15 protein-coding genes and 1 pseudogene are annotated in these 21,660 nt (G+C 73.4%); 10 read left to right on the forward strand and 6 right to left on the reverse strand.

Translation table 11 applies throughout. The annotated features are described in order from the left end of the window. Nucleotides 1–52: 52 nt before the first annotated feature. Together IE185_RS16860 and IE185_RS16865 are read right to left on the reverse strand one after the other, a co-directional pair. Nucleotides 53–1,678, reverse strand: coding sequence for a M23 family metallopeptidase (locus tag IE185_RS16860; protein ID WP_138898596.1), 1,626 nt, complete (start codon nucleotides 1,676–1,678; stop codon nucleotides 53–55). A gap of 227 nt (nucleotides 1,679–1,905) precedes the next feature. Continuing rightward, nucleotides 1,906–2,766: a lipase family alpha/beta hydrolase gene (locus IE185_RS16865; RefSeq protein ID WP_189715424.1), complete on the reverse strand. Its 861-nt coding sequence runs from the start codon at nucleotides 2,764–2,766 to the stop codon at nucleotides 1,906–1,908. Between the two features lie 357 nt (nucleotides 2,767–3,123). On the opposite strand from IE185_RS16865, the gene icmB reads away from it, so the two are divergent. After that, nucleotides 3,124–3,537: a coenzyme B12-dependent isobutyryl CoA mutase small subunit gene (gene icmB / locus IE185_RS16870; RefSeq protein ID WP_138899033.1), complete on the forward strand. Its 414-nt coding sequence runs from the start codon at nucleotides 3,124–3,126 to the stop codon at nucleotides 3,535–3,537. Nucleotides 3,538–3,631: 94 nt separating this feature from the next. Here icmB and IE185_RS16875 read toward each other — a convergent pair whose 3' ends face one another. Further along, nucleotides 3,632–5,461 (reverse strand): DUF5691 domain-containing protein, encoded by a 1,830-nt coding sequence (locus tag IE185_RS16875; RefSeq protein WP_229843555.1) that lies wholly within the window; start codon nucleotides 5,459–5,461, stop codon nucleotides 3,632–3,634. A gap of 157 nt (nucleotides 5,462–5,618) precedes the next feature. Further along, entirely contained in the window at nucleotides 5,619–6,968 is a 1,350-nt protein-coding gene (locus IE185_RS16880) for an SWIM zinc finger family protein (protein WP_189715426.1), read from the reverse strand. A 132-nt stretch (nucleotides 6,969–7,100) separates the two neighbouring features. Here IE185_RS16880 and IE185_RS16885 point away from each other — a divergent pair, with 132 nt between their 5' ends. From IE185_RS16885 to sucD, 8 genes and pseudogenes are all read left to right on the forward strand, one after another. Further along, on the forward strand, nucleotides 7,101–7,523 hold the full coding sequence (locus IE185_RS16885; protein WP_138896354.1) for a hypothetical protein: 423 nt from the start codon (nucleotides 7,101–7,103) through the stop codon (nucleotides 7,521–7,523). Nucleotides 7,524–7,632: 109 nt separating this feature from the next. Then, complete coding sequence (locus IE185_RS16890) at nucleotides 7,633–8,733, forward strand: ATP-binding protein (RefSeq protein ID WP_138896353.1); 1,101 nt, start codon at nucleotides 7,633–7,635, stop codon at nucleotides 8,731–8,733. Continuing rightward, nucleotides 8,730–11,015 (forward strand): annotated as a pseudogene (locus tag IE185_RS33990) (DUF5682 family protein); the annotation flags it as partial. The gene IE185_RS16890 and the pseudogene IE185_RS33990, both read left to right, overlap by 4 nt. Before the next feature lie 651 nt (nucleotides 11,016–11,666). Continuing rightward, nucleotides 11,667–12,455: a VWA domain-containing protein gene (locus IE185_RS33995; RefSeq protein WP_373303732.1), complete on the forward strand. Its 789-nt coding sequence runs from the start codon at nucleotides 11,667–11,669 to the stop codon at nucleotides 12,453–12,455. A 148-nt stretch (nucleotides 12,456–12,603) separates the two neighbouring features. Next, nucleotides 12,604–13,491, forward strand: a complete 888-nt coding sequence (locus IE185_RS16900) for a hypothetical protein (RefSeq protein ID WP_138896351.1) — start codon at nucleotides 12,604–12,606, stop codon at nucleotides 13,489–13,491. A 105-nt stretch (nucleotides 13,492–13,596) separates the two neighbouring features. Next, nucleotides 13,597–14,610 carry a hypothetical protein gene (locus IE185_RS16905; protein WP_138896350.1) on the forward strand — a complete coding sequence of 338 codons (1,014 nt, stop codon included), beginning with the start codon at nucleotides 13,597–13,599 and terminating at the stop codon, nucleotides 14,608–14,610. Between the two features lie 481 nt (nucleotides 14,611–15,091). Continuing rightward, nucleotides 15,092–16,273 carry an ADP-forming succinate--CoA ligase subunit beta gene (gene sucC / locus IE185_RS16910; protein ID WP_069927372.1) on the forward strand — a complete coding sequence of 394 codons (1,182 nt, stop codon included), beginning with the start codon at nucleotides 15,092–15,094 and terminating at the stop codon, nucleotides 16,271–16,273. 21 nt (nucleotides 16,274–16,294) lie between these two features. Next, a complete protein-coding gene (sucD, locus tag IE185_RS16915; RefSeq protein WP_069927371.1) occupies nucleotides 16,295–17,179 on the forward strand; it encodes a succinate--CoA ligase subunit alpha in 885 nt (294 codons plus the stop codon). 97 nt (nucleotides 17,180–17,276) lie between these two features. Here sucD and IE185_RS16920 read toward each other — a convergent pair whose 3' ends face one another. Next, on the reverse strand, nucleotides 17,277–18,536 hold the full coding sequence (locus IE185_RS16920) for a helix-turn-helix domain-containing protein (RefSeq protein WP_189715427.1): 1,260 nt from the start codon (nucleotides 18,534–18,536) through the stop codon (nucleotides 17,277–17,279). A gap of 128 nt (nucleotides 18,537–18,664) precedes the next feature. On the opposite strand from IE185_RS16920, the gene IE185_RS33705 reads away from it, so the two are divergent. Further along, nucleotides 18,665–20,620 (forward strand): cell division protein PerM, encoded by a 1,956-nt coding sequence (locus tag IE185_RS33705; RefSeq protein WP_189715429.1) that lies wholly within the window; start codon nucleotides 18,665–18,667, stop codon nucleotides 20,618–20,620. Between the two features lie 54 nt (nucleotides 20,621–20,674). On the opposite strand, the gene IE185_RS16930 is transcribed toward IE185_RS33705, so the two are convergent. Further along, nucleotides 20,675–21,466 carry a hypothetical protein gene (locus IE185_RS16930; protein ID WP_138910000.1) on the reverse strand — a complete coding sequence of 264 codons (792 nt, stop codon included), beginning with the start codon at nucleotides 21,464–21,466 and terminating at the stop codon, nucleotides 20,675–20,677. Nucleotides 21,467–21,660: the final 194 nt, after the last annotated feature.

A 21,660-nucleotide genomic window follows, 5' to 3' on the forward strand; every position in this document is an offset into this window, starting at 1 on the left:
GGCGCCGCTTCTTGGTTTCAGGCCCGGGCCCGGGGGCACTCGGAGCCTGGGATCAGGTCGGGCTGAGGCCGTGACTGCGGAACCAGGGCAGGGGGTCGATGGCTGAGCCACCGCCGGGGCGCACTTCGAAGTGCAGGTGCGGGCCCGTGGAGTTGCCGGAGTTGCCCGCGTACGCGATGACGTCGCCGGCCTGCACCGAGCCGGAGCGGACCTTGGTGCTGCTGAGGTGGCAGTACCAGGTCTCTGTGCCGTCGGCCGCGGTCACTATCGCCATGTTCCCGTAGGCGGTGTTGAACTGCGTGCGGACCGTGCCGTCCGTCGCGGCCATCACCGGTGTGCCGTACCCGACGGGGAAGTCGATGCCGGAGTGCACGGACATCCAGTTGACGCCGGCCTGGCCGTAGTACGCGCTGAGGCCGTGCTGCGCCACCGGGAGCGCGAACTTCGGGCGGGCGGCCTCCTTGCGGGCGGCCTCCTCGGCCCTCTTCTTCTTCTCGGCGGCCTGGCGCGCCTGGAGGTCGATACGTTCCTGCGTGCGGCTGGCGCGGTCGGCGAAGTCCTCGGCGTCCGTACTGAGGTTGGCCAGCTGGGTGTCGAGCTTGTTGTTGACCGCTACGGGTTTCACCGAGCCGGGGTCGGCCGCCGACGCCGTCGTGGTGGTGTCCTTCTTCTCCTCGGCGGGAGCGCCACCGCCCACGTTGCCGACCGAGGCGGCGGCGATGCCGGCCACGCCCATCACGCAGGCGGAGGGGACGGCGACGGTCAGGAGTGCGGAGCGTTTGGCCGGAGTACGGCGGCGGCCTCGGCCGGAGTTGCCGGCGGTGCGGCGGGACGAGCGGGTGCCGGGGGCGGCTGACGCGACCGACGCGGCGGCCGGGGCCTGTTCGAGGTCTGTTTCGGTTTCCGCGCCGGGTTCGGGCTCGTGTGCGGACGCGTACTCCGACGTGTATTCGTGTTCCGCGCCGGGCGTGTTGCCGGGTCCGTCGGACGTCGCCTCATAGGGCGCCTCGGACGGGTCGGACGCGTCGGGTGCTTCCGGGGCGTACGCCGCGAGGGCCTCGGCCAGGTCGGCCTGGGCGAACTCGGCCGTCTCGTAGAAGACTTGCTGCGCGGTGACGGTCTCGTGCACACCGGTGTGGCCGTCGGAGCCGCCGTCCGTGTGGCCGGAGTTCCAGGCCGTGGCGTCGTACGCGCCGGTGTCGTAGGCCGGCGTCGTGCTCCACTGGCCGGTGGTGTCGGCGGCCTGGGCGAACTGCGCCGCGTCGTACTGGCCCGTCCCGTACTGAGTGGTGTCGTACTGACCCGTCTCGTACGCGCCGGTCGCGAACTGGCCTGCCGTGAACTGGCCGGTCGTGAAGTGGCTGGTGTCGAACTGGCCTGTCTGGTTCCAGGCGTTGGAGTCCCACTGGCCGGTGGACTGCGTGGGGATGTCGGCCGCCGTCTGGTGGCCGGCCGTGGGCCACGTTCCCGTGCCGTCGTACTGCTGGTGCGCGTCGTACGCGTCGTAACCGACCGTGGGCTGGGCGCCCGTGGCATTCCACTGGGCGGTGTCGTACTGGCCGCTGTGGCCGGCGTCGTAGTGGCTGTCCTGGGAGGGAAGCGCACCGAAGAGGGGATCCGTCTGAAAGCTGCCGGTGGAGTAGCCGTCGTACCCGGCGTGGGCGTGCTGGTCGTCCACCAACTTCTCTCTCGCCTCGGCAATGCGGGACCTGTGGGGGCTGGGGTCCCGGGTAGGGGGCCCCAGAGGCAAAGCAGTGGCGCGACTGTACCCGGCGGTAAGGGACGGCGACAATCTTCGCCAGATTTTTCGCGTTCCGGAAACGGGCAATCGGCCGCCTTTCGGCCGACGCCGGGCATAGCTTTGATGTTGCGTTCGACAGATGTTCGACTGCGGTTCGGGGAGCTTCAGGCGACCGAGACCGCGTCCGAGGTGCCCGCCGCCGCGTCCTGCTCCTCGAGTGCCGTACGGATGCCGGCGGCGACCGCCGGATGAACGGGCAACGCGAGATGGCCGATTCCCGTCACCCGGATGTTTTGGGCGATGAGATCCGGGTGACTGACGCACGCGGTGGTCACCGGGAGCATCAGCTGGTCGAGGTCGCTCCAGAAACTGACGAACCGCGTGCGGCACGAAGGCGCCGGCCTGCGCAATTCCTCGATCACGTCGGAGTCGGGCCGCATCTGCCGCACGAGGGGGTGGGCACTCATCGGCGGGGCGACGCTCGTGCCCGTGTGGGGGGTGCCGAGCGTGACGAGGGTGCGGACGCGCACGTCACCGCCCAGCCGTTGCACGTAGTAGCGGGCGATCAGGCCGCCCAGGCTGTGACCGACGACGTCCACCCGGCTGTGGCCCGTACGGTCGCAGATCTCCTCCACGTGGCGGGCGAGCAGCTCGGCCGCCGTACGGATGTCGCAGGTGAGCGGGGAGTAGTTGAGGGACTCCAGGTGCCGCCAGCCGTGCCGGGCCAGGGAACGGCGCAGGACGACGAAGACCGAGCGGTTGTCCACGAAGCCGTGGAGGAGCACGACGGGCGGGCGGTCGCGGCCGGCGGCGGGAAGCACGCCGGTGGGAAGCGCGGTGGCCTCGGGCGGCGCGGGCTCGGGGGCGGGCACACCGCCGTGGCGGCGCTCCTGGGCGATGCCGGACGGGTAGAGGACGAGGTGTCCGGCGAGGATCGCGAGCTCCAGGGCGGTGGCTCGCAGGAGCGCGGCGGACAGGCGCAGCCGGGCCGGGCAGGGCGGAATGGAGAAGGGCAGGACCCTCATGGCGGACCTCCCGAACGGCACGCGGGGAGGCGGCTCCGCCCCCGTGTGCCCTCATGGGGTGCCGTACCGAGGACTCGGCGGCCGTTCCACCGTGCCGTGCGGCTGACGGCACGGTGGAACGACGGCCTCGTCGCGGCTCCCCTTGCGGCCGTCCCGGCTGCTGCGGCTGGTGCCGCCGTAGCGCCTGATGTGGCAGGAACGACGCATAGCGAACATGTCCCATGTGTGATTTCCCCCTCCCTGTCCACCGTGAAACGAGCGTGTGCGGGATGCTGTCGATAACGTTCGTTCACTTCCCCGTCCGCAGCGGTGCGGGGCGCGTGCCAAAGACGGCGCAGTCGGTACATGGAGGCAGTGATGGGTGTGACCGGGCCGATCCGCGTGGTGGTCGCCAAGCCGGGACTCGACGGACACGATCGCGGGGCGAAGGTCATCGCACGGGCCCTGCGCGACGCCGGTATGGAGGTCATCTACACCGGACTTCACCAGACGCCCGAGCAGATCGTGGACACCGCCATCCAGGAGGATGCCGACGCGATCGGGCTGTCCATCCTCTCGGGTGCGCACAACACGCTCTTCGTGAAGGTCATCGAGCTGCTCAAGCAGCGCGACGCGGAGGACATCAAGGTCTTCGGCGGCGGGATCATCCCCGAGGCGGACATCGCGCCGCTGAAGGAGAAGGGCGTCGCCGAGATCTTCACGCCGGGCGCCACGACGCAGTCGATCGTCGCGTGGGTCAACACCCACGTCCGCCAGGCGGCGCAGGCGTAGAGCCGCCCCTCCGCGGGGCCCGGGGCCGGCCGCACCGGCCCCGGGTGCCCCAGCCGGCCCGGGTACCGCCTGGATACCCCAGCGGGGTGGGCGGCTAGCCCGGATGTGGGTGCGCTGCGGGCACTGGGCGTGGTGCGGGCTCCGGGGGCGATGCGGAGTCAGAGGGCCGTACGGGGTCGGTGGGCTGTACGGGGTCCGGGCGCTCCTGGCCGCCCGGTGGCTCCGACACCTCCGACAGCTCCGCGAGCATCGCCGCTCGGAGGCGCAGCGTGCCGACCAGGCGCTGGAACGCTTCCGACCAGTAGCCGGCCGCGCCGGGCGACGCGTCCTCCTGCTCGTCGGGCGTCGTCGTGAGGATCTCAAGGCGGTCTGCCTCGCCGGGATCCAGGCAGCGTTCCGCCAGGCCCATGACGCCGCTGAAACTCCACGGATAGCTCCCCGCGTCCCGCGCGATGTCCAGCGCGTCGACCACCGCGCGGCCCAGCGGCTCCGACCAGGGCACCGTGCACACCGCCAGCAGCTGGAACGCCTCGGACAGACCGTGCGCGGCGACGAACGCGGCCACCCACTCGGCCCGTTCACCGTCCGGCAGCGTCGCCAACAACTTCGCCCGCTCGGCGAAGGACGACGTACCGGGACCGGCCGCCGGTGGAGCGGACGGAACGCCCAGCAGCGCGCGGGACCACTGCGCGTCCAGCTGGCGCACGGCCGCGCGGCACCAAGCGGCGTGCAGCTCCTCCTTCCAGTCGTCGCTCACGGGCAGGGCGACGATCTCTTGCGGCGTACGGCCGCCCATTCGGCTCGGCCAGGTGTGCAGCGGGGCGGACTCGACCAGCTGACCCAGCCACCAGGACCGCTCGCCGCGCCCGGCCGGCGGGGTGGGCGACACGCCGTCGCGCTGCATGTCCGCGTCGCATTCGTGCGGGGCCTCCACGGTGACGCGCTCGCCGCCCGCCGTGCGGCCGGAGCGGTCCAGGCTGACGCAGGTGGCGGCCCGGGTCGCCATCCGCGCCGCGAGGGCGGAGCCCGGCAGCGCGGAGAGCAGTTCGGCCGCGGTGGTCCGCACATTGCGGCTGCGGTCGGACAGGGCGCGTTCCAGGAAGGGCTCGTCGGCGTCGGACAGGCCGGAGCGCAGGGAGTCGAGGAACATCAGGCGGTCCTCGGCGCGCTCGGTGGACCAGGTGGTGGCGAGCAGGGCGAGCGCGGCTGCCGGGTCCTTGGCGCGGACGGTGGTGAGAAGACCGACGCGTTCGGCGAACAGGCCCTCGTCCCACAGGCTTCGCACCGCCGCCGTGTCGTCGGGATCGGGCAGGGCGCCGCCGCCGGACGCGCCGCGCCGCGCGAACCGCCAGTCCGGGTTCAGCCCCGCCAGCCACCGCCCCCGCACACCGGCGAAGGCGAGCGCCTGGGGGCGCAGGTCCGTACGGGCGCGGGCGGCGTCCAGCACGGCGGGGAGCAGGGCCGGCGGGGCCTGGTAGCGGCGCCGGTTCGCGGCGGCGAGCCACTGCGGGAGCAGCTCGGTGAGGTCGGGCGCGGTGCCGCGTCTGCCCCCGGTGGCAGACGGGGACGCGGAGCGGCCGGCCAGCAGGTGCGCGAGCCGCCGCCGCGCGGCCGCGGGCAGTGGGGGGCGCGGGTCGTGCGGTGCGGGAGCGGGGCGCGGTGCGGCGGGCGCGGGGACCAGGGCAGCCCTGCGCCGTACGGTCTGGTGCGCGGCAGCGTCGAGCAGGGCGGCCGGGGCGTCCTTGGCCGGCCCGGCGAGACCGGGCGGCAGCGTGCGGCGGTCGGTGCCGAGCAGAGCGATGGTGACGAGCTCTTCCCAGGCGACCGCAGCTGCGGCTGCGGCCGAAGCGGCGGCTTCGGGCGCGCGGGGGCCGGTGCCGCGCCGGGACGTCTCCTCGGGGGCCGAACGTTCGGGCACGGGCATCCTCTCCGGCTGGTCCTGCTGCTGGTCGTGCTGCTGGTCGTGTGCGACGCCCTGCGGGGAGCGCCCCGGCACGTCCCCTCCCGGCAGGGCGGCTCCCGATGCCGTGGCGGGGCGTGTCCTGGTGCGCTGGGTGCTGGTCATGGGGCCCTCCGTACGGTCAGGCTTCGGTCAGCGGGACGGTTTCCGTCGAGCCGTCGGCCCAGGCCGTCAGCGGAGTGAAGCCGCGGTGGCCGCACTCGCCGAAGACCGTGACGGGGGCGCCCGCGGACACGGCCGCGAGCTTCCACCACCCGGGACGGGACAAGGCTGTCGGAGCGACGGGCAGGGCGAAGGGAGCCTGTGCGTCCATGAGTTGCCACCCGGTGCCGGACGGGACCGGGATCACGTGATGGAGCGTCACCGGCCAGGAGTCGAGCCACGGGTCGTCCCGCAGCGCGTCGCCGTAGGCGTGGAGCGCCTCGGTGGTGTCCACTCCCGGTGGCGGCGAGTCGAGGGGGGCGGGAGGGGCGAACTGGTGGCCGATCTCGGCCCTGAGCCGGTTCGGATGGAAGGTGAGCTCCGCGTCCAGCGTCAGGCCGGTGGGCAGGGTGATCTGCGGCGCCCTGCCGACCGCCCCGAAGGACAGGATCAGTGCCGTACGCCCCGACTCCCTTCCGTACAGCCAGACGCGGCGCGTCACGAGCTTGCCGTCCGGGGTGTCGTACTGGGCGAGCACCAGCCAGCGGTCACGGACCGGCGGCCCGCCGGCGGACGTGGTGAGCCCGACGCGGCCGCGCACGGTCGCCGCCAGCGGCTCCGGCAACCGCTCGCGTGCGTGCCACGCCGCGTCCAGCAGATGCAGCAGCGCGCACTCCTCCAGCAGCCGTGCCGGCCAGCCCGGCCCCGACGCCGGTACGGCGCCCAGCTCCCGCACCCGGGCCGCCAGCCCCGGCGCCTGGGCGTCGACCATGCGGCGGGCCGTCTCCTCCCACAGCCCGTAGCCACTCTGCTCGGCGGCGGCCAGGCCGCCGCGCAGCAGGTCGCTCAGGCGCTGCTCCAGCTCCGCCACGCCCAGGGTGATCCGCTCGGCGCGCTGCTCGGCCCGACGTTTCGCGGCCTGCGGATCAGCCGTCTTCGAGGCCGGGCGGGCCGTGTCTCCCGTGGCCGCCGCTGCCTTCGTTCTGCGGGCTGCCAGCCACTCCTCGGCCCAGTCCGGCGCCTCCCCGCCCTTCACCACCGGTTCGTCGGACGCCCAGAGCAGCAGGAGCCCCAAGGCGTGCTTGCAGGGGAACTTGCGGCTCGGGCAACTGCACTTGTACGCGGGGCTGCCGCCCGCCGTGTCGACCACGGTCCGGTACGGCGTACGACCGCTTCCCTTGCAGAGACCCCACACCGCCCCCGAGCCGCTGCTCCCCGCCTCCGACCACGGCCCGGCCGTACCGAGCCTGCTTCCCGCCTTGCGTGACGCGGCGTCAGGAGCCAGAGCAAGCACCTGTTCCGCGGTCCAGCGCACCCCCTGCTGATTCATGGGAAAGACGCTACGGGCCGCCACTGACAATCGCTCCGACCTGCGGTTTTGCCGGTCCTGAAGACTTGACTCCCCCAAGCCTTTGCGATTGGGTGCGATTCCTTGCACACATTCAGATCCGGGGGGATCCCTATGAACCGCTTCATCCGTACCGCTGTCTGTGCCGCCGCCGTCACCGGCCTCTCGTTCGGTCTGGGCGCCTGCGACGTGACCGAAGCCGCGAAGGACGAGGCAGTCGAGCAGGTCGACAAGTCCATGGACGAGAAGTACGAGGTCACGTACGAGGTCACGGGCAAGGGCGTCGAGTCCATCGAGTTCGCCGGCGGCAAGGGCACCGCCATGGACCCGAAGATGGAATCGGTCAAGAACCCGCCGCTGCCGTGGAAGAAGACGGTCACGCTCCGCGGCATCATGCCGCCCGCCGTCTCCCCGATCAGCATCCAGGACACCGCCGACCTGACCTGCAAGGTCGTGTACAAGGGCGAGACGATCAAGGAAGCGAAGGGCGAGAAGGCGCTGCTCGGCTGCATCGCGGTCTCGCCGATCGTGAAGTAGCAGCGGCACCACCGCACTTGAGCTCAGGCCTCTGACCTGCGGCGAAGGCCGATTGTCAGTGGCGTGGTGCACGGTGGATCCCACATCCGGGAAATCTGGAGGGGGATCCATGTCCGTGTCCGAAAACAACGGCGAGGCCCTGCGGCCGCACGCCGAGGACGCCTTCGCCGACGAGCTCAAGGCGCTGGCCGCGGCCGACGACCGGCCGCGGCCCGCCAAGTGGCTGCTGTCGCCGTGGGCCGTGGCGACGTACCTGCTCGGCGGGACCCTGCCCGACGGCTCGGTGATCACGCCCAAGTACGTGGGGCCGCGCCGGATCGTCGAAGTCGCCGTCACCACGCTCGCCACCGACCGGGCACTGCTGCTGCTCGGCGTCCCGGGCACCGCCAAGACGTGGGTGTCCGAGCATCTCGCGGCCGCCGTCAGCGGCGACTCGACCCTGCTGGTGCAGGGCACCGCGGGGACACCCGAGGAAGCCATCCGGTACGGCTGGAACTACGCCCGGCTGCTCGCGCACGGGCCGAGCCGCGAGGCACTCGTGCCCAGTCCCGTCATGCGCGCCATGGCCGACGGCATGACCGCGCGGGTCGAGGAACTCACCCGCATCCCGGCGGACGTTCAGGACACCCTGATCACGATCCTGTCGGAGAAGACGCTGCCCATCCCGGAGCTGGGGCAGGAGCAGCAGGCGGTCCGCGGCTTCAACCTCATCGCCACCGCCAACGACCGCGACCGCGGGGTCAACGACCTGTCCTCCGCGCTGCGCCGCCGGTTCAACACGGTCGTGCTGCCGCTGCCCGAGACGGCGGAGGCCGAGGTGGACATCGTCGCCCGGCGCGTCGACCAGATCGGGCGCGCGCTCGACCTGCCGGCCGCGCCCGACGGGTTCGACGAGATCCGGCGCGTCGTCACCGTCTTCCGCGAACTGCGGGACGGTGTCACGACCGACGGGCGTACGAAGGTCAAGTCCCCTTCCGGGACACTGTCCACGGCCGAGGCGATCTCCGTGGTCACCGGTGGCCTGGCCCTCGCCGCGCACTTCGGCGACGGGGTGCTGCGCTCGGGTGACGTGGCGGCCGGGGTTCTCGGCGCGGTCGTGCGCGATCCGGCGGCGGACCGTGTCGTCTGGCAGGAGTACCTGGAGACGGTCGTCCGCGAACGGGACGGCTGGAAGGACTTCTACCGCGCCTGCCGGGAGGTCTCGGGATGAGTCCCCGCCCCCTGCTGCTGGGCGTGCGTCACCACGGGCCCGGCTCTGCGCGTGCGGTGCTCGCCGCGCTCGACGCGGCGCGGCCTCCCGCCGTGCTGATCGAGGGGCCGCCGGAGGCGGACGCGCTGCTGCCGCTCGCGGCGGACGAGGCGATGCGCCCGCCCGTGGCGCTCCTCGCGCACGTCACGAACGACCCGCGCCGGGCGGCGTTCTGGCCGCTGGCGGAGTTCTCCCCGGAGTGGGTCGCGATCCGCTGGGCGCTCGGCCACGGCGTACCGGTCCGCTTCATCGATCTGCCGGCGGCTCACTCACTGGCGTTGCAGGACGAGCGGGAGGGCGCCGAGGACGCGGAGGACGACGGCGAGGGGGCACAGGCATCCGCCCTCGCCGTGGATCCGGTGGGGGTCCTCGCGGAGGCCGCCGGGTACGACGATCCGGAGCGGTGGTGGGAGGACGTGGTCGAGCACCGGGGGAGCGGGGCGGCGGATCCGTTCGCGCCGTTCCGGGCGCTCGCCGAAGCCATGGGCGCCCTGCGCGAGACGTACGGGGACGGAGGGCACGGCCGCGACGGCGTCCGCGAGGCGTACATGCGGCTCCAGCTGCGCGCCGCGCGCCGGGAGTTCGGCGACGACGTCGCCGTGGTCTGCGGCGCCTGGCACCTGCCGGCGCTCGGGGAGAAGGTGGCGACCGCGACCGCCGACCGTGCGGTGCTCAAGGGGCTCCCCAAGGTCAAGGCCGAGATGACGTGGGTGCCCTGGACCCACCGCAGGCTGGCCAGGCGCAGCGGGTACGGCGCGGGCATCGAGTCGCCCGGCTGGTACGGACACCTCTTCGGCGCCCCGGACCGGCCCGTCGAGCGCTGGATGACCAAGGTCGCCGGGCTGTTGCGCGATGAGGACCGCACGGTCTCCCCCGCCCACGTCATCGAAGCCGTACGGCTCGCCGAGACACTCGCCGTCATGCGGGGCCGGCCGCTCGCGGGCCTCACCGAGACCACCGACGCCGTACGGGCCGTGATGTGCGAGGGCTCCGACGTACCGCTCGCGCTCGTGCACGACCGGCTCGTCGTCGGCGACGTTCTCGGAGAGGTCCCGGACACGGCGCCCGCGGTGCCGCTGCAACGCGACCTGACGCGTACGCAGCGCGGACTGCGGCTCAAACCCGAGCCCCGGGAGCGGGAGGTGGAGCTCGACCTGCGCAAGGAGACCGACGCGGCGCGCAGCCGGTTGCTGCACCGGCTGCGGCTGCTGTCCATCGGCTGGGGCGAGCCGGCCGAGGCACGGGGAAGCACGGGTACGTTCCGCGAGGCCTGGCGGCTGCGGTGGGAGCCGGATCTGTCGGTGCGCGTCGCGGAGGCGGGCGTGTGGGGCACCACCGTGCTGTCCGCGGCCACCGCCAAGGCCGAGACCCGGGCCGCCTCGGCCACTGTCCTCGCCGAGGTCACCGCGCTCGCCGAGCGGTGCCTCCTGGCCGACCTTCCCGACGCCCTCCCGGTCGTCATGCGGGCCCTCGCCGACCGCGCGGCGCTGGACGCGGACGTCGGCCACCTCGCCCAGGCCCTGCCCGCCCTCGCCCGCTCGTTGCGGTACGGCGACGTGCGCGGCACGGACACCGTGGCACTTGGCGAGGTCGCGGCCGGACTGGCCGAGCGGATCTGCGTGGGCCTGCCGCCCGCCTGCACCGCGCTCGACGCGGACGGCGCGGCGGACATGCGCCGCCACCTCGACGCCGTGCACACGGCGATCGGCCTCCTGGCCGGCACCGAACCGGGCAACCGTCGCGACGTGCGGGAGCGATGGTCGGCGGTACTGGGCCGGCTCGCCGGGCGGGACAGCGTGGCGGGGGTGATCCGCGGCCGGGCGGCGCGGCTGCTGCTGGACGACGGGCGGCTCCCGGAGGACGAGGCGGCGCGCCTCATGGCGCTGGCGCTGTCGCCCGGCACACCCCCGGCCGAAGCGGCGGCCTGGATCGAGGGCTTCGTCGGTGGGGCGTCCGGCGGCGGAATGCTCCTCGTGCACGACGAAAGGCTGCTCGGCCTCGTCGACGCCTGGCTCACCGGCGTGCCCGGCGACGCCTTCACCGGCGTACTGCCGCTGCTGCGCCGCACGTTCGCGGCGTACGAGCCGGGCGTGCGGCGCACTCTGGGGGAGCTGCTCCGCCGCGGCCCGTCCACCGCCGACCCGGCCCGGCCCCCCGCCGGTGCCCCCGGCTTCGGCACCGGCTTCGACGAGGAACGCGCGGACGCGGTGCTGCCGGTGCTGAGGCTGCTCCTCGGGGTCGAGGGGGACGTGTCCGGTTCGGTGGACGCGAGCGTGCCCGGGGGAGGCCCCGCGGTGGCGGAGGCGTCGCCCGAGCGGCGTGCGGAGGCGGGGGAGGGCGCTGCGGTGCTGCAGCCGGCTGCCGGCCCGGCGTTCGAGGAGACGCCCGGAACGGGCCCGGGAGGCTCGGACCTGCGGGCGCAGCCGACCGCCTTCGAGGCCGCTGCCGGCGGTCAGGGCTGCGGCGATCGGGGCTCCGACGAGCTGGGCGAGGGCAAGCAGGGCGGCGTCCGCCAAGGCGGCGGCGGGCACGGCGGTGCGGAGCGGCTGCGGCGGTGGCGGCTCGTGCTGGGTGGCGAGGCCGCCGACGGCACCGGGTGTGTGCTGGGCGGACAGGACGCCGCCATGGACGCGGCGCTGGCCGCGCTCTACGGCAGCGGTCGCGATGCGGGCCGTCCGGCCGGCCGTTCAGCCGGACTCGGTGCATCCGCCCCGTCCGTCGCGCGCTGGCTCGGCGACATCCGCACGTACTTCCCGACGTCGGTCGTACAGGTCATGCAGCACGACGCCATCGAACGCCTGGGGCTGTCGGCGCTGCTCCTCGAACCCGAGATGCTGGAGGCCGTGGAAGCGGACGTCCACCTCGTCGGGACGCTCCTGTCGCTCAACAAGGCCATGCCCGAGACGACGCGGGAAACGGCGCGCACCGTCGTCCGCAAGGTCGTCGCGGACCTGGAGAAGCGACTCGCCACCCGCACCAGGGCCACCCTCACCGGCGCCCTCGACCGCAGCGCGCGGGTCAGCCGGCCCCGCCACCACGACATCGACTGGGACCGGACCATCCGGGCCAACCTGAAGAACTACCTCCCCGAGTACCGGACGGTCGTCCCCGAGCGGCTCGTCGGGTACGGACGGGCGTCGCAGTCGGTGAAGAAGGACGTCGTCCTGTGCATCGACCAGTCCGGGTCGATGGCCGCCTCCGTCGTCTACGCGTCGGTCTTCGGCGCCGTCCTCGCCTCCATGCGCGCGGTCGACACCCGTCTCGTCGTCTTCGACACCGCCGTCGTCGACCTCACCGACCAGTTGGACGACCCGGTCGACGTCCTCTTCGGCACGCGGCTCGGCGGGGGTACGGACATCAACCGCGCCCTCGCGTACTGCCAGTCGCAGATCACCCGGCCCGCCGACACCGTCGTCGTACTGATCAGCGACCTCTACGAGGGCGGCATACGCGACGAGATGCTGAAGCGGGTCGCGGCGATGAAGGCGTCGGGCGTGCAGTTCGTCGCCCTGCTCGCGCTCTCCGACGAAGGCGCCCCGGCGTACGACAGGGAGCACGCGGCAGCTTTGGCGGCCCTCGGAGCACCGGCCTTCGCCTGTACGCCGGACCTCTTTCCGGAGGTGATGGCCGCGGCGATCGAAAAACGGCCCCTGCCCATACCGGACATGGCGACTCATCAGTAGCATCCGACTTGCGTGACCCCAGGAGGCTCATGCGAGCATCACCCCGTCGTCACGCCCCGTCGTTCGCCCAGACGGTACGACCCGTCATCATGGTCGGGCGTTCCGACGCCCCTCTTTCCGTCCCCTCGTGCGAAGGCTCCGTTCTCCCTTGACCGCCCTGGCCGCTCACCCCCTCGTCGCCCTGCGCGTACTGCGCCGGGCGGGGCGGCGGCGTGCGCTGCGGGTGGTGCTCTTTCTGGGAGGGCTGCTGGCGGTGGGGTTCCTGTGGGGTGGCCAGGCGTACGCCGTCGAGGCACCGTCGCCCCACCGCACCGCCGTCGCCACCGTGGACGCGGTGGCGTCGCTCGCCCCGGCGGCCTCGACAGCCCCGGCTGTACCGACAGTCCCGGCGGCCCCAGCAGTCCCGGCTCACGCACACCTCTCGCCGAAGGGCGCGGTGCGTGAGGTCGTGGAGCCGGCGGCCGGTGTCGTACGGGGCATCACCCGGCCCGTCGGCGAGCTGACGGACCGCGTCGCCGAGCATCGGCCGACCCTGCCCGGGATACCGGCGCCACCCGCGCTGCCCGTACCGGACCTGCCCGTACCGCAAGCGCCCGCCATGCCAGAGGTGCCGACGCCGCCTGCCGGCGGCGGCGCCGACTCGCCCGGGGAACCGGAGCAGACCGTGCGTCAGGGTTCCGGCGACCGGGCTTCGCAGGCGGCCGGTCAGGATTCCGGGACCGGGGCGACGGCGCCGGCAGCGGTGGCCGAGCAGAGCGTGTACGCGTACCGACTGCCCGTTCCGCAGCGCCACGACGCGGACGGCGGACCGGGCCGCGCCAAGTGCGGAGAGACACCCGTACCGACGCCGTCCGCGCCCTGCGGCGACGGCGTACGGCAGTCCGCCGGGGACGGGAGCTCCGCACGTTCCGGCGACAAGCACGCGGCCGCGCTCACGAGCGCCGCCCGGTTCGGTCCGGTGCGCGGGGCCACGCTGCCGGCGACGGCCGCTCCGACGTACGACCGACCGCACGAAATTCTCGAATTCCCCGGCTAGGGCAGACCGTCCCCGCTCCATGACCTGCCGCGCGGGGGCGGGACAGGTCTGCCCGCCGTCCGGAACCCCGGACAGCCGAACGAATTCGAAGGATCTGACACCAGCATGAACAAGAACATCCGCCGTTCCATAGCCGTCGCCGCAACCGCCGGTGGCATGTGGGCCCTCGGCACCGCCGCCGCGAGCGCGGCCGAGCTGCCCGTCTCCGTGCCGCTGTCCTCCCCGGACCAGGCGGCCGACGCCGTGGAAGACGTCACGGACATCGCGGCCGACGCGCGGGGTGAGGCCGCCGGTGCGGTCGCCTCGACCGGAGCCGTTTCGGAGGCCGCTTCTGCAGCCGCTTCGAAGATCGCGCCGAAGATCGCCCCGAAGACGGCGCCCGCGACCGCCACGCAGACCGCCACGCAGACCGCCCGGGCCGCCGTCCAGGACGTGCGTCACGACACCGCCGATGTCACCGGCACGGGCACCGCCGTCGCCACCGACGCCGACGCCCACGCCGACGCCGAGATCGACTACCTCTTCGGCCCGCTGTCCGCCTTCGCGTCCGACGTGGAGCGGACGCCGAGCGAGGTCCGGAGCGAGGCCCCCGCCGCCGTGCACGGCACCGTCGCGGACGCCACCCCGCTCGCCCACGCCGTCGCCCAGGACACCCTGCCGCCCGTCGCCGCCCGCGCCGTCCACGGCGTGCTCCCGGTCGCCGGGCAGGCGGTCGGTGACGCCGGCGGCCTCGCCGTCGGCGCGGTCGGTGACGTGACGCCGTTCGCGGGCGGTGTCGTGAGCGGTGTCGCGCCGTTCGCCGGTGGCGTCGTGTCCGAGGTCGGCCCGTTCGCGGGCGGCGTCCAGGGCGCGGTCCAGCCGCTCGTCCGGACCGTCGTCGACCACATCGAGCCCGTCGCGTACGGCGTCGGCGGCAGCGCCCACACCCTCGCGCACGGCGTCGTGGGTGACGTGTCGCCGTTCGCGGGTGGCGTCGTGTCCGACGTCCAGCCGTTCGCGCGGGACCTTTCCGGCACCGTCGTCTCGACCCCCCTCACGGGCAACGCGGTCGCCGGTACCCAGGACGCCGCCGACTCGGTCACCCCGGGCTACGCGGCGTACCTCACCCACGGCATCTGAGGCAGAGCGCCCGACGCGGCGCCGCAGCTTCGTCGGACGCTGCACACCACCGTGTCCGGCGCGTCCAGGCACCGTGTCCGACACGCCGCACACCACCACGCCGGACGCGACACACCACCGCGTCCGACGCGGCATCCAACAGAGGGCAAGGGCACCCGTCCGGCGGGTCCGGTGTCCCCCGGGCGGTCTCCATTGGGGTGGAGGCCGCCCGGCCCCGTTCCCGCGCCGCGCGACCAGCGCCTCACCGGCACCCCGCGCGGTAGCACGCGCGCTCGGTGACCGGCTGTGACCGGTATCACCGCTCAGGTGTGATCTGCGATTTAGGGACCTGTGGCCCACGGGGATAACCTGCGAGACGGACATGCCGCGTACCGGACACCGTTACGCCTCCCTTGTGACAGCGCCGTCACGTTGCCCTTCGCGGCACGCCCATTGGAGACAACGCAACGAACCGCGATCACCAGAAAAGGGACGGACGCGCGTGGACCTGTTCGAGTACCAGGCGAGGGACCTCTTCGCCAAGCACGGTGTACCGGTGCTGGCCGGTGAAGTCATCGAAACGCCTGAGGCGGCGCGCGAGGCCACTGAGCGGCTGGGCGGCAAGTCGGTCGTCAAGGCGCAGGTGAAGGTCGGCGGCCGCGGCAAGGCCGGCGGCGTCAAGCTCGCCGCGACGCCGGACGAGGCCGTCGCCCGGGCGACGGACATCCTCGGGATGGACATCAAGGGCCACACGGTCCACAAGGTGATGATCGCCGAGACCGCACCCGAGATCGCCGAGGAGTACTACGTTTCGTACCTCCTCGACCGTACGAACCGCACCTTCCTCGCCATGGCCTCCGTACAGGGCGGCATGGACATCGAGGAGGTCGCGGAGAAGACCCCCGAGGCCCTCGCGAAGGTCCCGGTCAACGCCAACGACGGCGTGACGATCGAGAAGGCCCGAGAGATCGTCGCCCAGGCGAAGTTCCCGGCCGAGGTCGCCGAGCAGGTCGCCGAGGTCCTGGTGACGCTGTGGGACACCTTCGTCGCCGAGGACGCGCTCCTCGTCGAGGTCAACCCCCTCGCGAAGGTCGCCGACGGCCGCATCATCGCCCTCGACGGCAAGGTGTCTCTCGACGAGAACGCCGAGTTCCGCCAGCCGGGCCACGAGGAGTTCGTGGACCACGCCGCAGCCAACCCGCTCGAGGCTGCCGCGAAGGCCAAGAACCTCAACTACGTCAAGCTGGACGGCGAGGTCGGCATCATCGGCAACGGCGCCGGTCTGGTCATGTCGACCCTGGACGTCGTCGCGTACGCCGGTGAGAACCACGGCAACGTGAAGCCCGCCAACTTCCTCGACATCGGTGGCGGCGCCTCCGCCGAGGTCATGGCGAACGGCCTGGAGATCATCCTCGGCGACCCGGACGTCAAGTCCGTGTTCGTCAACGTCTTCGGTGGCATCACCGCCTGTGACGAGGTCGCCAACGGCATCGTCCAGGCGCTCGCGCTGCTGAAGAGCAAGGGCGAGGAAGTCACCAAGCCGCTCGTCGTGCGACTGGACGGCAACAACGCGGAGCTGGGTCGCAAGATCCTCTCCGACGCGAACCACCCGCTCGTTCAGCGCGTGGACACCATGGACGGCGCGGCCGACAAGGCCGCCGAGCTCGCCGCGGCTGCGAAGTAAAGGACGAGGGACTCCAACACCATGGCTATCTTCCTCACCAAGGACAGCAAGGTCATCGTCCAGGGGATGACCGGCGCCACGGGCATGAAGCACACCAAGCTCATGCTGGCCGACGGCACCAACATCGTCGGCGGCGTGAACCCGCGCAAGGCCGGCACGTCCGTCGACTTCGACGGCACCGAGGTCCCGGTCTTCGGCTCCGTCAAGGAAGCGATGGAGAAGACGGGCGCCGACGTGTCGGTCCTCTTCGTGCCGCCGGCCTTCGCGAAGGCCGCCGTCGTCGAGGCGATCGACGCCGAGATCCCGCTGGCCGTCGTGATCACCGAGGGCATCGCGGTCCACGACTCCGCCGCGTTCTGGGCGTACGCCGGTGCCAAGGGCAACAAGACCCGCATCATCGGCCCCAACTGCCCCGGTCTCATCACCCCGGGCCAGTCCAACGCCGGCATCATCCCGGGCGACATCACCAAGCCCGGCCGCATCGGTCTCGTGTCGAAGTCCGGCACGCTGACCTACCAGATGATGTACGAGCTCCGTGACATCGGCTTCTCCTCCGCCGTCGGCATCGGTGGCGACCCGGTCATCGGTACGACGCACATCGACGCGCTCGCCGCGTTCGAGGCCGACCCCGACACCGACCTGATCGTCATGATCGGCGAGATCGGTGGCGACGCCGAGGAGCGTGCCGCGGACTACATCGCGAAGAACGTGTCGAAGCCGGTCGTCGGTTACGTCGCGGGCTTCACGGCGCCCGAGGGCAAGACCATGGGCCACGCCGGCGCCATCGTCTCCGGTTCTTCTGGCACCGCACAGGCCAAGAAGGAGGCCCTCGAGGCCGCCGGCGTCAAGGTCGGCAAGACGCCCACCGAGACGGCCAAGCTGGCTCGCGCGATCCTGGCGGGTTAGTTCGCCGCCGCCGTCGGTGTTCCGTACGGCGCGGTGGTGACTCAGTACGGGCCCGTATCCCCTGGTCAGGGGGTACGGGCCCGTCCGCGTTCGGCGGTCAGCGCGTTTCCGGGACCAGGCGGGGCGGGCCCGTGACGGGCGCTTCGTGGAGCAGGCCGCGCAGCTCCTCGTCCTGGGGAGTGAGCGGCTGCGGGCCGGCGCGCATCGGAACGCCGCGCACCGGTTCGCCGGGTGCCTGCGGGGGCTCGTACCGCGTGGGAGCCGTGACCAGGGTGAACCCCGTCGCGCTGACGATCACCGCCGTGAAGAAGAGCGCGGCGCGCGTCCAGAACCGGTTCCGGCGCTCGCTTCCCGCGCGGACCGCTCGGGCGGGCGGCAGCTTGACGGGCGGCGCTGTGACCATCTCGGCGAGGTGACCGAGACGGTCCCTGAGCAGCGCGGACTGTTCGGCGGGCGTGCCGGCGCCGGCGAACTCGGGCAGGCGGTGGGCGATCGCGGCGCGCGCGTGGAGCAGGCGGTTCGCCGTGGCCGGGGTGCTCGCCTCCGTCTCGGCCGCCGTGTCGGGGAGGTCGAGGCCGAGGCCCTCGTACAGGAGCAGGGTGCGGCGGTGGGCGGGCGGCAGTGCGAGGAGGGCCTGGAGCAGAACGCGGCGGTCGCGGTCGGCCGGGGGGCGCTCCTGGCGCCTGCGCACCCGGCGCAGGCGGTGCCAGGGGGAGAGCGCGTACTCGTACGCCGCCGCCCTGACCCAGCCCGCCGGGTCGCGGTCGGTGGCCACGGCGGGCCAGCGCTCCCAGGCGAGGCGGAAGGCGTACTCGACGGACTCGCGGGCCAGTGTCCGGTTTCCGGTGAGGAGGAACGTCTGGCTCAGCAGGGCGGTGGCGCAGTGCCCGTAGAGCGCGTCGAAGGCCTGGGCGGGGGTTCGTGGTGCGGGCGCGGGTTCCTCCGCGGTGACCGGGGGTGCGGTGGCGGGGGCTTCGGCGGTGACCGGGGGTGCGGTGGCGGGGGCTTCGGGTGGGGTGCCGTGCCGGGGCGTCCCCTCGGGCGCCGAACGTTCGGGTACGTCGGCCTGTTCGGCGACGTCGCGTTCGGCACCCTGCGGGGAGCGCCCCGGCCCGTCCCCTCCTGGCACCGGGTCCAGTGCTCCGACGGCGGTCTCGTCCCGGAAGGAGGCGAGCAGCTTGGCGTACGCCGCTCGCTTCCGGCGCGTGGGGTTCACGCGGCCGGACTCCCAGGCCTTGAGCGTCTCGCGCGTGATGCCCAGGGCCGCCGCCACCTGCTCCTGGGTCAGCGATTTCGCTTCGCGCAGCCTGCGCCGCTCCTTGGGGGAGGGCAGCGTGGCGGCAGGGGCGGTTTCCATGCTCTGCGTCACGAAAGTCCCCCCGCGGCGCTACTCCGAGCGAACAAGTACATAAACGTATATTGAGCGACACGGCAGTCATTCGCCTGTTACACGGATTGAGCGCGTGTCGTTGACAGCATGGCCGGGTGACTCAAGTGACCCACCGCGGTACCTGGGTGCCGTCCATCCCCAGCCGCTCCTCGGCGCAGGCCGCCTGTTTCGTGCGCGGGGTGGTCGCCGCGGGGCTCGGCCTCGGTTCCTTCGCCGTTCTGGTGACGGTGCTGTGGATCAGCTCGCCGCACCCCGACAGCGGGCCCGGTGGGGCCCTGCGGGTCGCCGCCGGGCTGTGGCTGCTCGCCCACGGCGTGGAGCTCGTCCGGTACGACACGCTGTCCGGCCTTCCCGCGCCCGTCGGGCTGACTCCGATGCTCCTCGTCGTGCTGCCGGTCTGGCTCGTCCACCGCGCCGCTCGCGACGCCATGGACGGAGGCGAAGGTGAGGAAGGCGGAATCAGGGGCTACCGGGTGTCGGGCCGGGTGGCCTTCTGCGGCATCGCCGGCGGGTACGTGGCGGTGGGCGCTGCCGCCTTCCTGTACGCCTACGGTGGGCCGCTCCCGGCCGGGCTCGTCAGCACGGCGCTCCACGTGCCCCTTCTCGTGGCCGTGGCGGCCCTGGCCGGGGTGTGGACGGTCGGCGGGCGGCTCTGGGCGCTGCCGGGCTGGGTGCCCGGCGGCGTGCGTGAGGCCGTTGCGCGCCCCCGGTTCCGGGTGGCCGTGCGTGCTGCGGGGGCGGGCGTTTCGGGGCTGCTGGGCGGTGGCGCGGTGGTCGCCCTGGCGGCTCTCGTGTGGCACGCGGGGGCGGCGCAGGCGACGTTCTTCCAGCTCGCGGGGGACTGGTCGGGGCGCTTCGCGTTGGCGCTGCTGGTCCTGGCGCTCGCGCCCAACGCCGCCGTGTGGGGCGCCGCGTACGGCCTCGGTCCCGGGTTCGCCCTCGGGGCGGGCGCGACCGCCGCACCGCTGGGGGTGGCGGGGACCCCGGCGCTGCCGCACTTCCCGCTGGTCGCGGTGCTGCCGGCCGGTGGAGCCGCGCCGGCGCACTGGGCGACGCTGGCCGTGCCGGTCGTGGCGGCGGGCGCGGTCGCCTGGTGCACGGTACGCACCGCCGCCCCGCCCTTCGCCGTACGGGAGGAAGCCTGGTCCGCCCGGGACACGGCCGCCGCGGCGGCGCTCGCCGGTATGGGCTGCGGGATGGGGGCCGCGGTGCTGGCGGCGCTCGCCGGGGGACCGCTGGGGGTGGGGGCGCTGGCGGAGTTCGGGCCGGTGTGGTGGCTGACGGGCGGCGCGGCGGCGGCGTGGACCGTGGTGCTGGGCGTCCCGGCCGCGCTGGTCCTGCGCGCGTGGCGGCTGCGGGACCGGACCCCCTGGTCCTGGCGCCGGGTGGTGAAGGAGGAGAGAGAGGAGACGGTCGCAGCGGGGGCCGCCGGTCCGGCGAAGCGCCGGTGGTGGCGCTGGGGGCGCCCCGGCAGCGGGGAGGCGAGCTTCGTGTCCGGGAACGGCGAAGCGGCCTACGTGAGCGGGGCGGCGGTCGGCGTGAAGGGTGCGGCGCGCGGCGACGAGGAAGCGGCGGGCGCGAGCGGTGAAGCGGGCGGCGGCGACGGGGAAGCGGCCGACGGGGAAGCGGCCGACGGGGTCGGGAAGCCGGCCGGCGGTGCGAGGCGTCGGTGGTGGCGGCTGGGGCGGGGTGAGCGGCGCGGGCGGGACGGTGCGGCGGAGAGCGGCGTGGGCGCCGCGTCGTGGTGGCGGCCCGGCGGCGCCGGGAGCGACGACGATCCGTACGACGGTGAAGCCGACTTCCTGCCCGTCGGTGACCCCGACGCGACGGTCGGCGCCGACTGGCACGAGAGCGGATCGCGCGAGGTCAGATGGGCGGCCCTGAAGAAGGCGTCCGGCGGTTTGATGGCCGACTTTCCCGCCGTCGTCCCCGGCCCCCAGACCGAGCGGTCGCCGGACCGGGAACCGCCGCAACCCCCTCCGGCCCCACCCGCCCAGCCACCGCCCGTCACCCCGGCCCCACCCGACGACCCGCCGGACGGACCTAGCTAGGAGAACCGGGCGGACCGAGCTACGAGAAGAGGCAGCAAGCGCGGGAAGCCCCGGCTACTCCTTCACGCCGAAGACCGGCCGCAGGGGCTTGGGCAGCAGGTCGTTGCAGGACGCCTGGGCGGACTGCGTAAGGGAGTCCTGTACGCACGTGTAGTAGTCGCGGTAGACCAGCTGGACCGTGAACGTCGTCGCCACGATCACCAGCGCCAGCACCGCCGTGACCAGGCCGCTCACCGCCGCCGTCGTCAGCGGCCTGCCGGTGCCCGGCGCGGGTGCGGAGGATGCCGGCGCGGCGCTGCCCGTGGCGGTGTCCTGGCCCCGGCCCGGCTTCGCGCGCAGCGCGCTGATGCCCCAGTACAACGCCAGAGCGCCGAGCAGGAGCGCGACCTCGGGGAGATCGAACAGCGCGAAGAAGAAGGCCCACATGCCGGACAGCAGCGCGTAACGCGCCCGGCGCTGTGCGGGGTCCGTGGGGTCCCAGCGCAGTCCGGGGCCGCTGCCGCCGCTTCCGCCGGACCCCTCGGGGTCGGACGGGCGCTTGGGGCCGCCGAATCCGCCGCTCTGGCGGCCCGGCTGGCGGGGGCTCCACTGGCCGGTCGGCGGACCGTCCTGCTGCTCCCGGCCGTCGTCGTCCTGACCGCCGTCGTTCGCCGGCTTGCGCGGCTGCCACGGCTGGTCGGGCTGCCCCTCGGGCGGCGGCGCGAAGGGGTTGTCGTCGCCCTGCGGCGACGGAGGCGGGGTCGACGAGGACTGGCGTTCCCGCAGCAGCAACTGAGAACCCCGCTGTCCGGCATGCGTCGCGGAAAGCGGCAGGCGGAGAGCCGCGCGGCGGCGTCGGTCCGTCATCTGGTGAACGTCTTCCCCTCAGACCCGGTGCACACGGGTCTTGTGTGTCGATCTGTTCCCGTCCGGAGACGGATTGTCGCAGTCCGCAGTACGAACCTGTCCCCTGACGCTACCTCCCGGCCACGCACCCGTCCCGTGGGGGCCGCTCGGTGTGCCGGTATCGTTGCCGACGGTTGGCGCCTTCGTAGAGTTCC

This window comes from Streptomyces chryseus, from assembly GCF_014650755.1.
In the GTDB taxonomy this organism is placed as follows: domain Bacteria; phylum Actinomycetota; class Actinomycetes; order Streptomycetales; family Streptomycetaceae; genus Streptomyces; species Streptomyces chryseus.

Excerpts from the sequence above, each read along its gene's own strand:
- IE185_RS16865 (WP_189715424.1), bottom strand. The coding sequence starts at position 2,766 with ATGAGGGTCCTGCCCTTCTCCATTCCGCCCTGCCCGGCCCGGCTGCGC.
- icmB (WP_138899033.1), top strand. The coding sequence starts at position 3,124 with ATGGGTGTGACCGGGCCGATCCGCGTGGTGGTCGCCAAGCCGGGACTC.
- IE185_RS16875 (WP_229843555.1), bottom strand. The coding sequence starts at position 5,461 with ATGCCCGTGCCCGAACGTTCGGCCCCCGAGGAGACGTCCCGGCGCGGC.
- IE185_RS16880 (WP_189715426.1), bottom strand. The coding sequence starts at position 6,968 with ATGAATCAGCAGGGGGTGCGCTGGACCGCGGAACAGGTGCTTGCTCTG.
- IE185_RS16885 (WP_138896354.1), top strand. The coding sequence starts at position 7,101 with ATGAACCGCTTCATCCGTACCGCTGTCTGTGCCGCCGCCGTCACCGGC.
- IE185_RS16890 (WP_138896353.1), top strand. The coding sequence starts at position 7,633 with ATGTCCGTGTCCGAAAACAACGGCGAGGCCCTGCGGCCGCACGCCGAG.
- IE185_RS33995 (WP_373303732.1), top strand. The coding sequence starts at position 11,667 with ATGCCCGAGACGACGCGGGAAACGGCGCGCACCGTCGTCCGCAAGGTC.
- IE185_RS16905 (WP_138896350.1), top strand. The coding sequence starts at position 13,597 with ATGAACAAGAACATCCGCCGTTCCATAGCCGTCGCCGCAACCGCCGGT.
- sucD (WP_069927371.1), top strand. The coding sequence starts at position 16,295 with ATGGCTATCTTCCTCACCAAGGACAGCAAGGTCATCGTCCAGGGGATG.
- IE185_RS16920 (WP_189715427.1), bottom strand. The coding sequence starts at position 18,536 with ATGGAAACCGCCCCTGCCGCCACGCTGCCCTCCCCCAAGGAGCGGCGC.
- IE185_RS16930 (WP_138910000.1), bottom strand. The coding sequence starts at position 21,466 with ATGACGGACCGACGCCGCCGCGCGGCTCTCCGCCTGCCGCTTTCCGCG.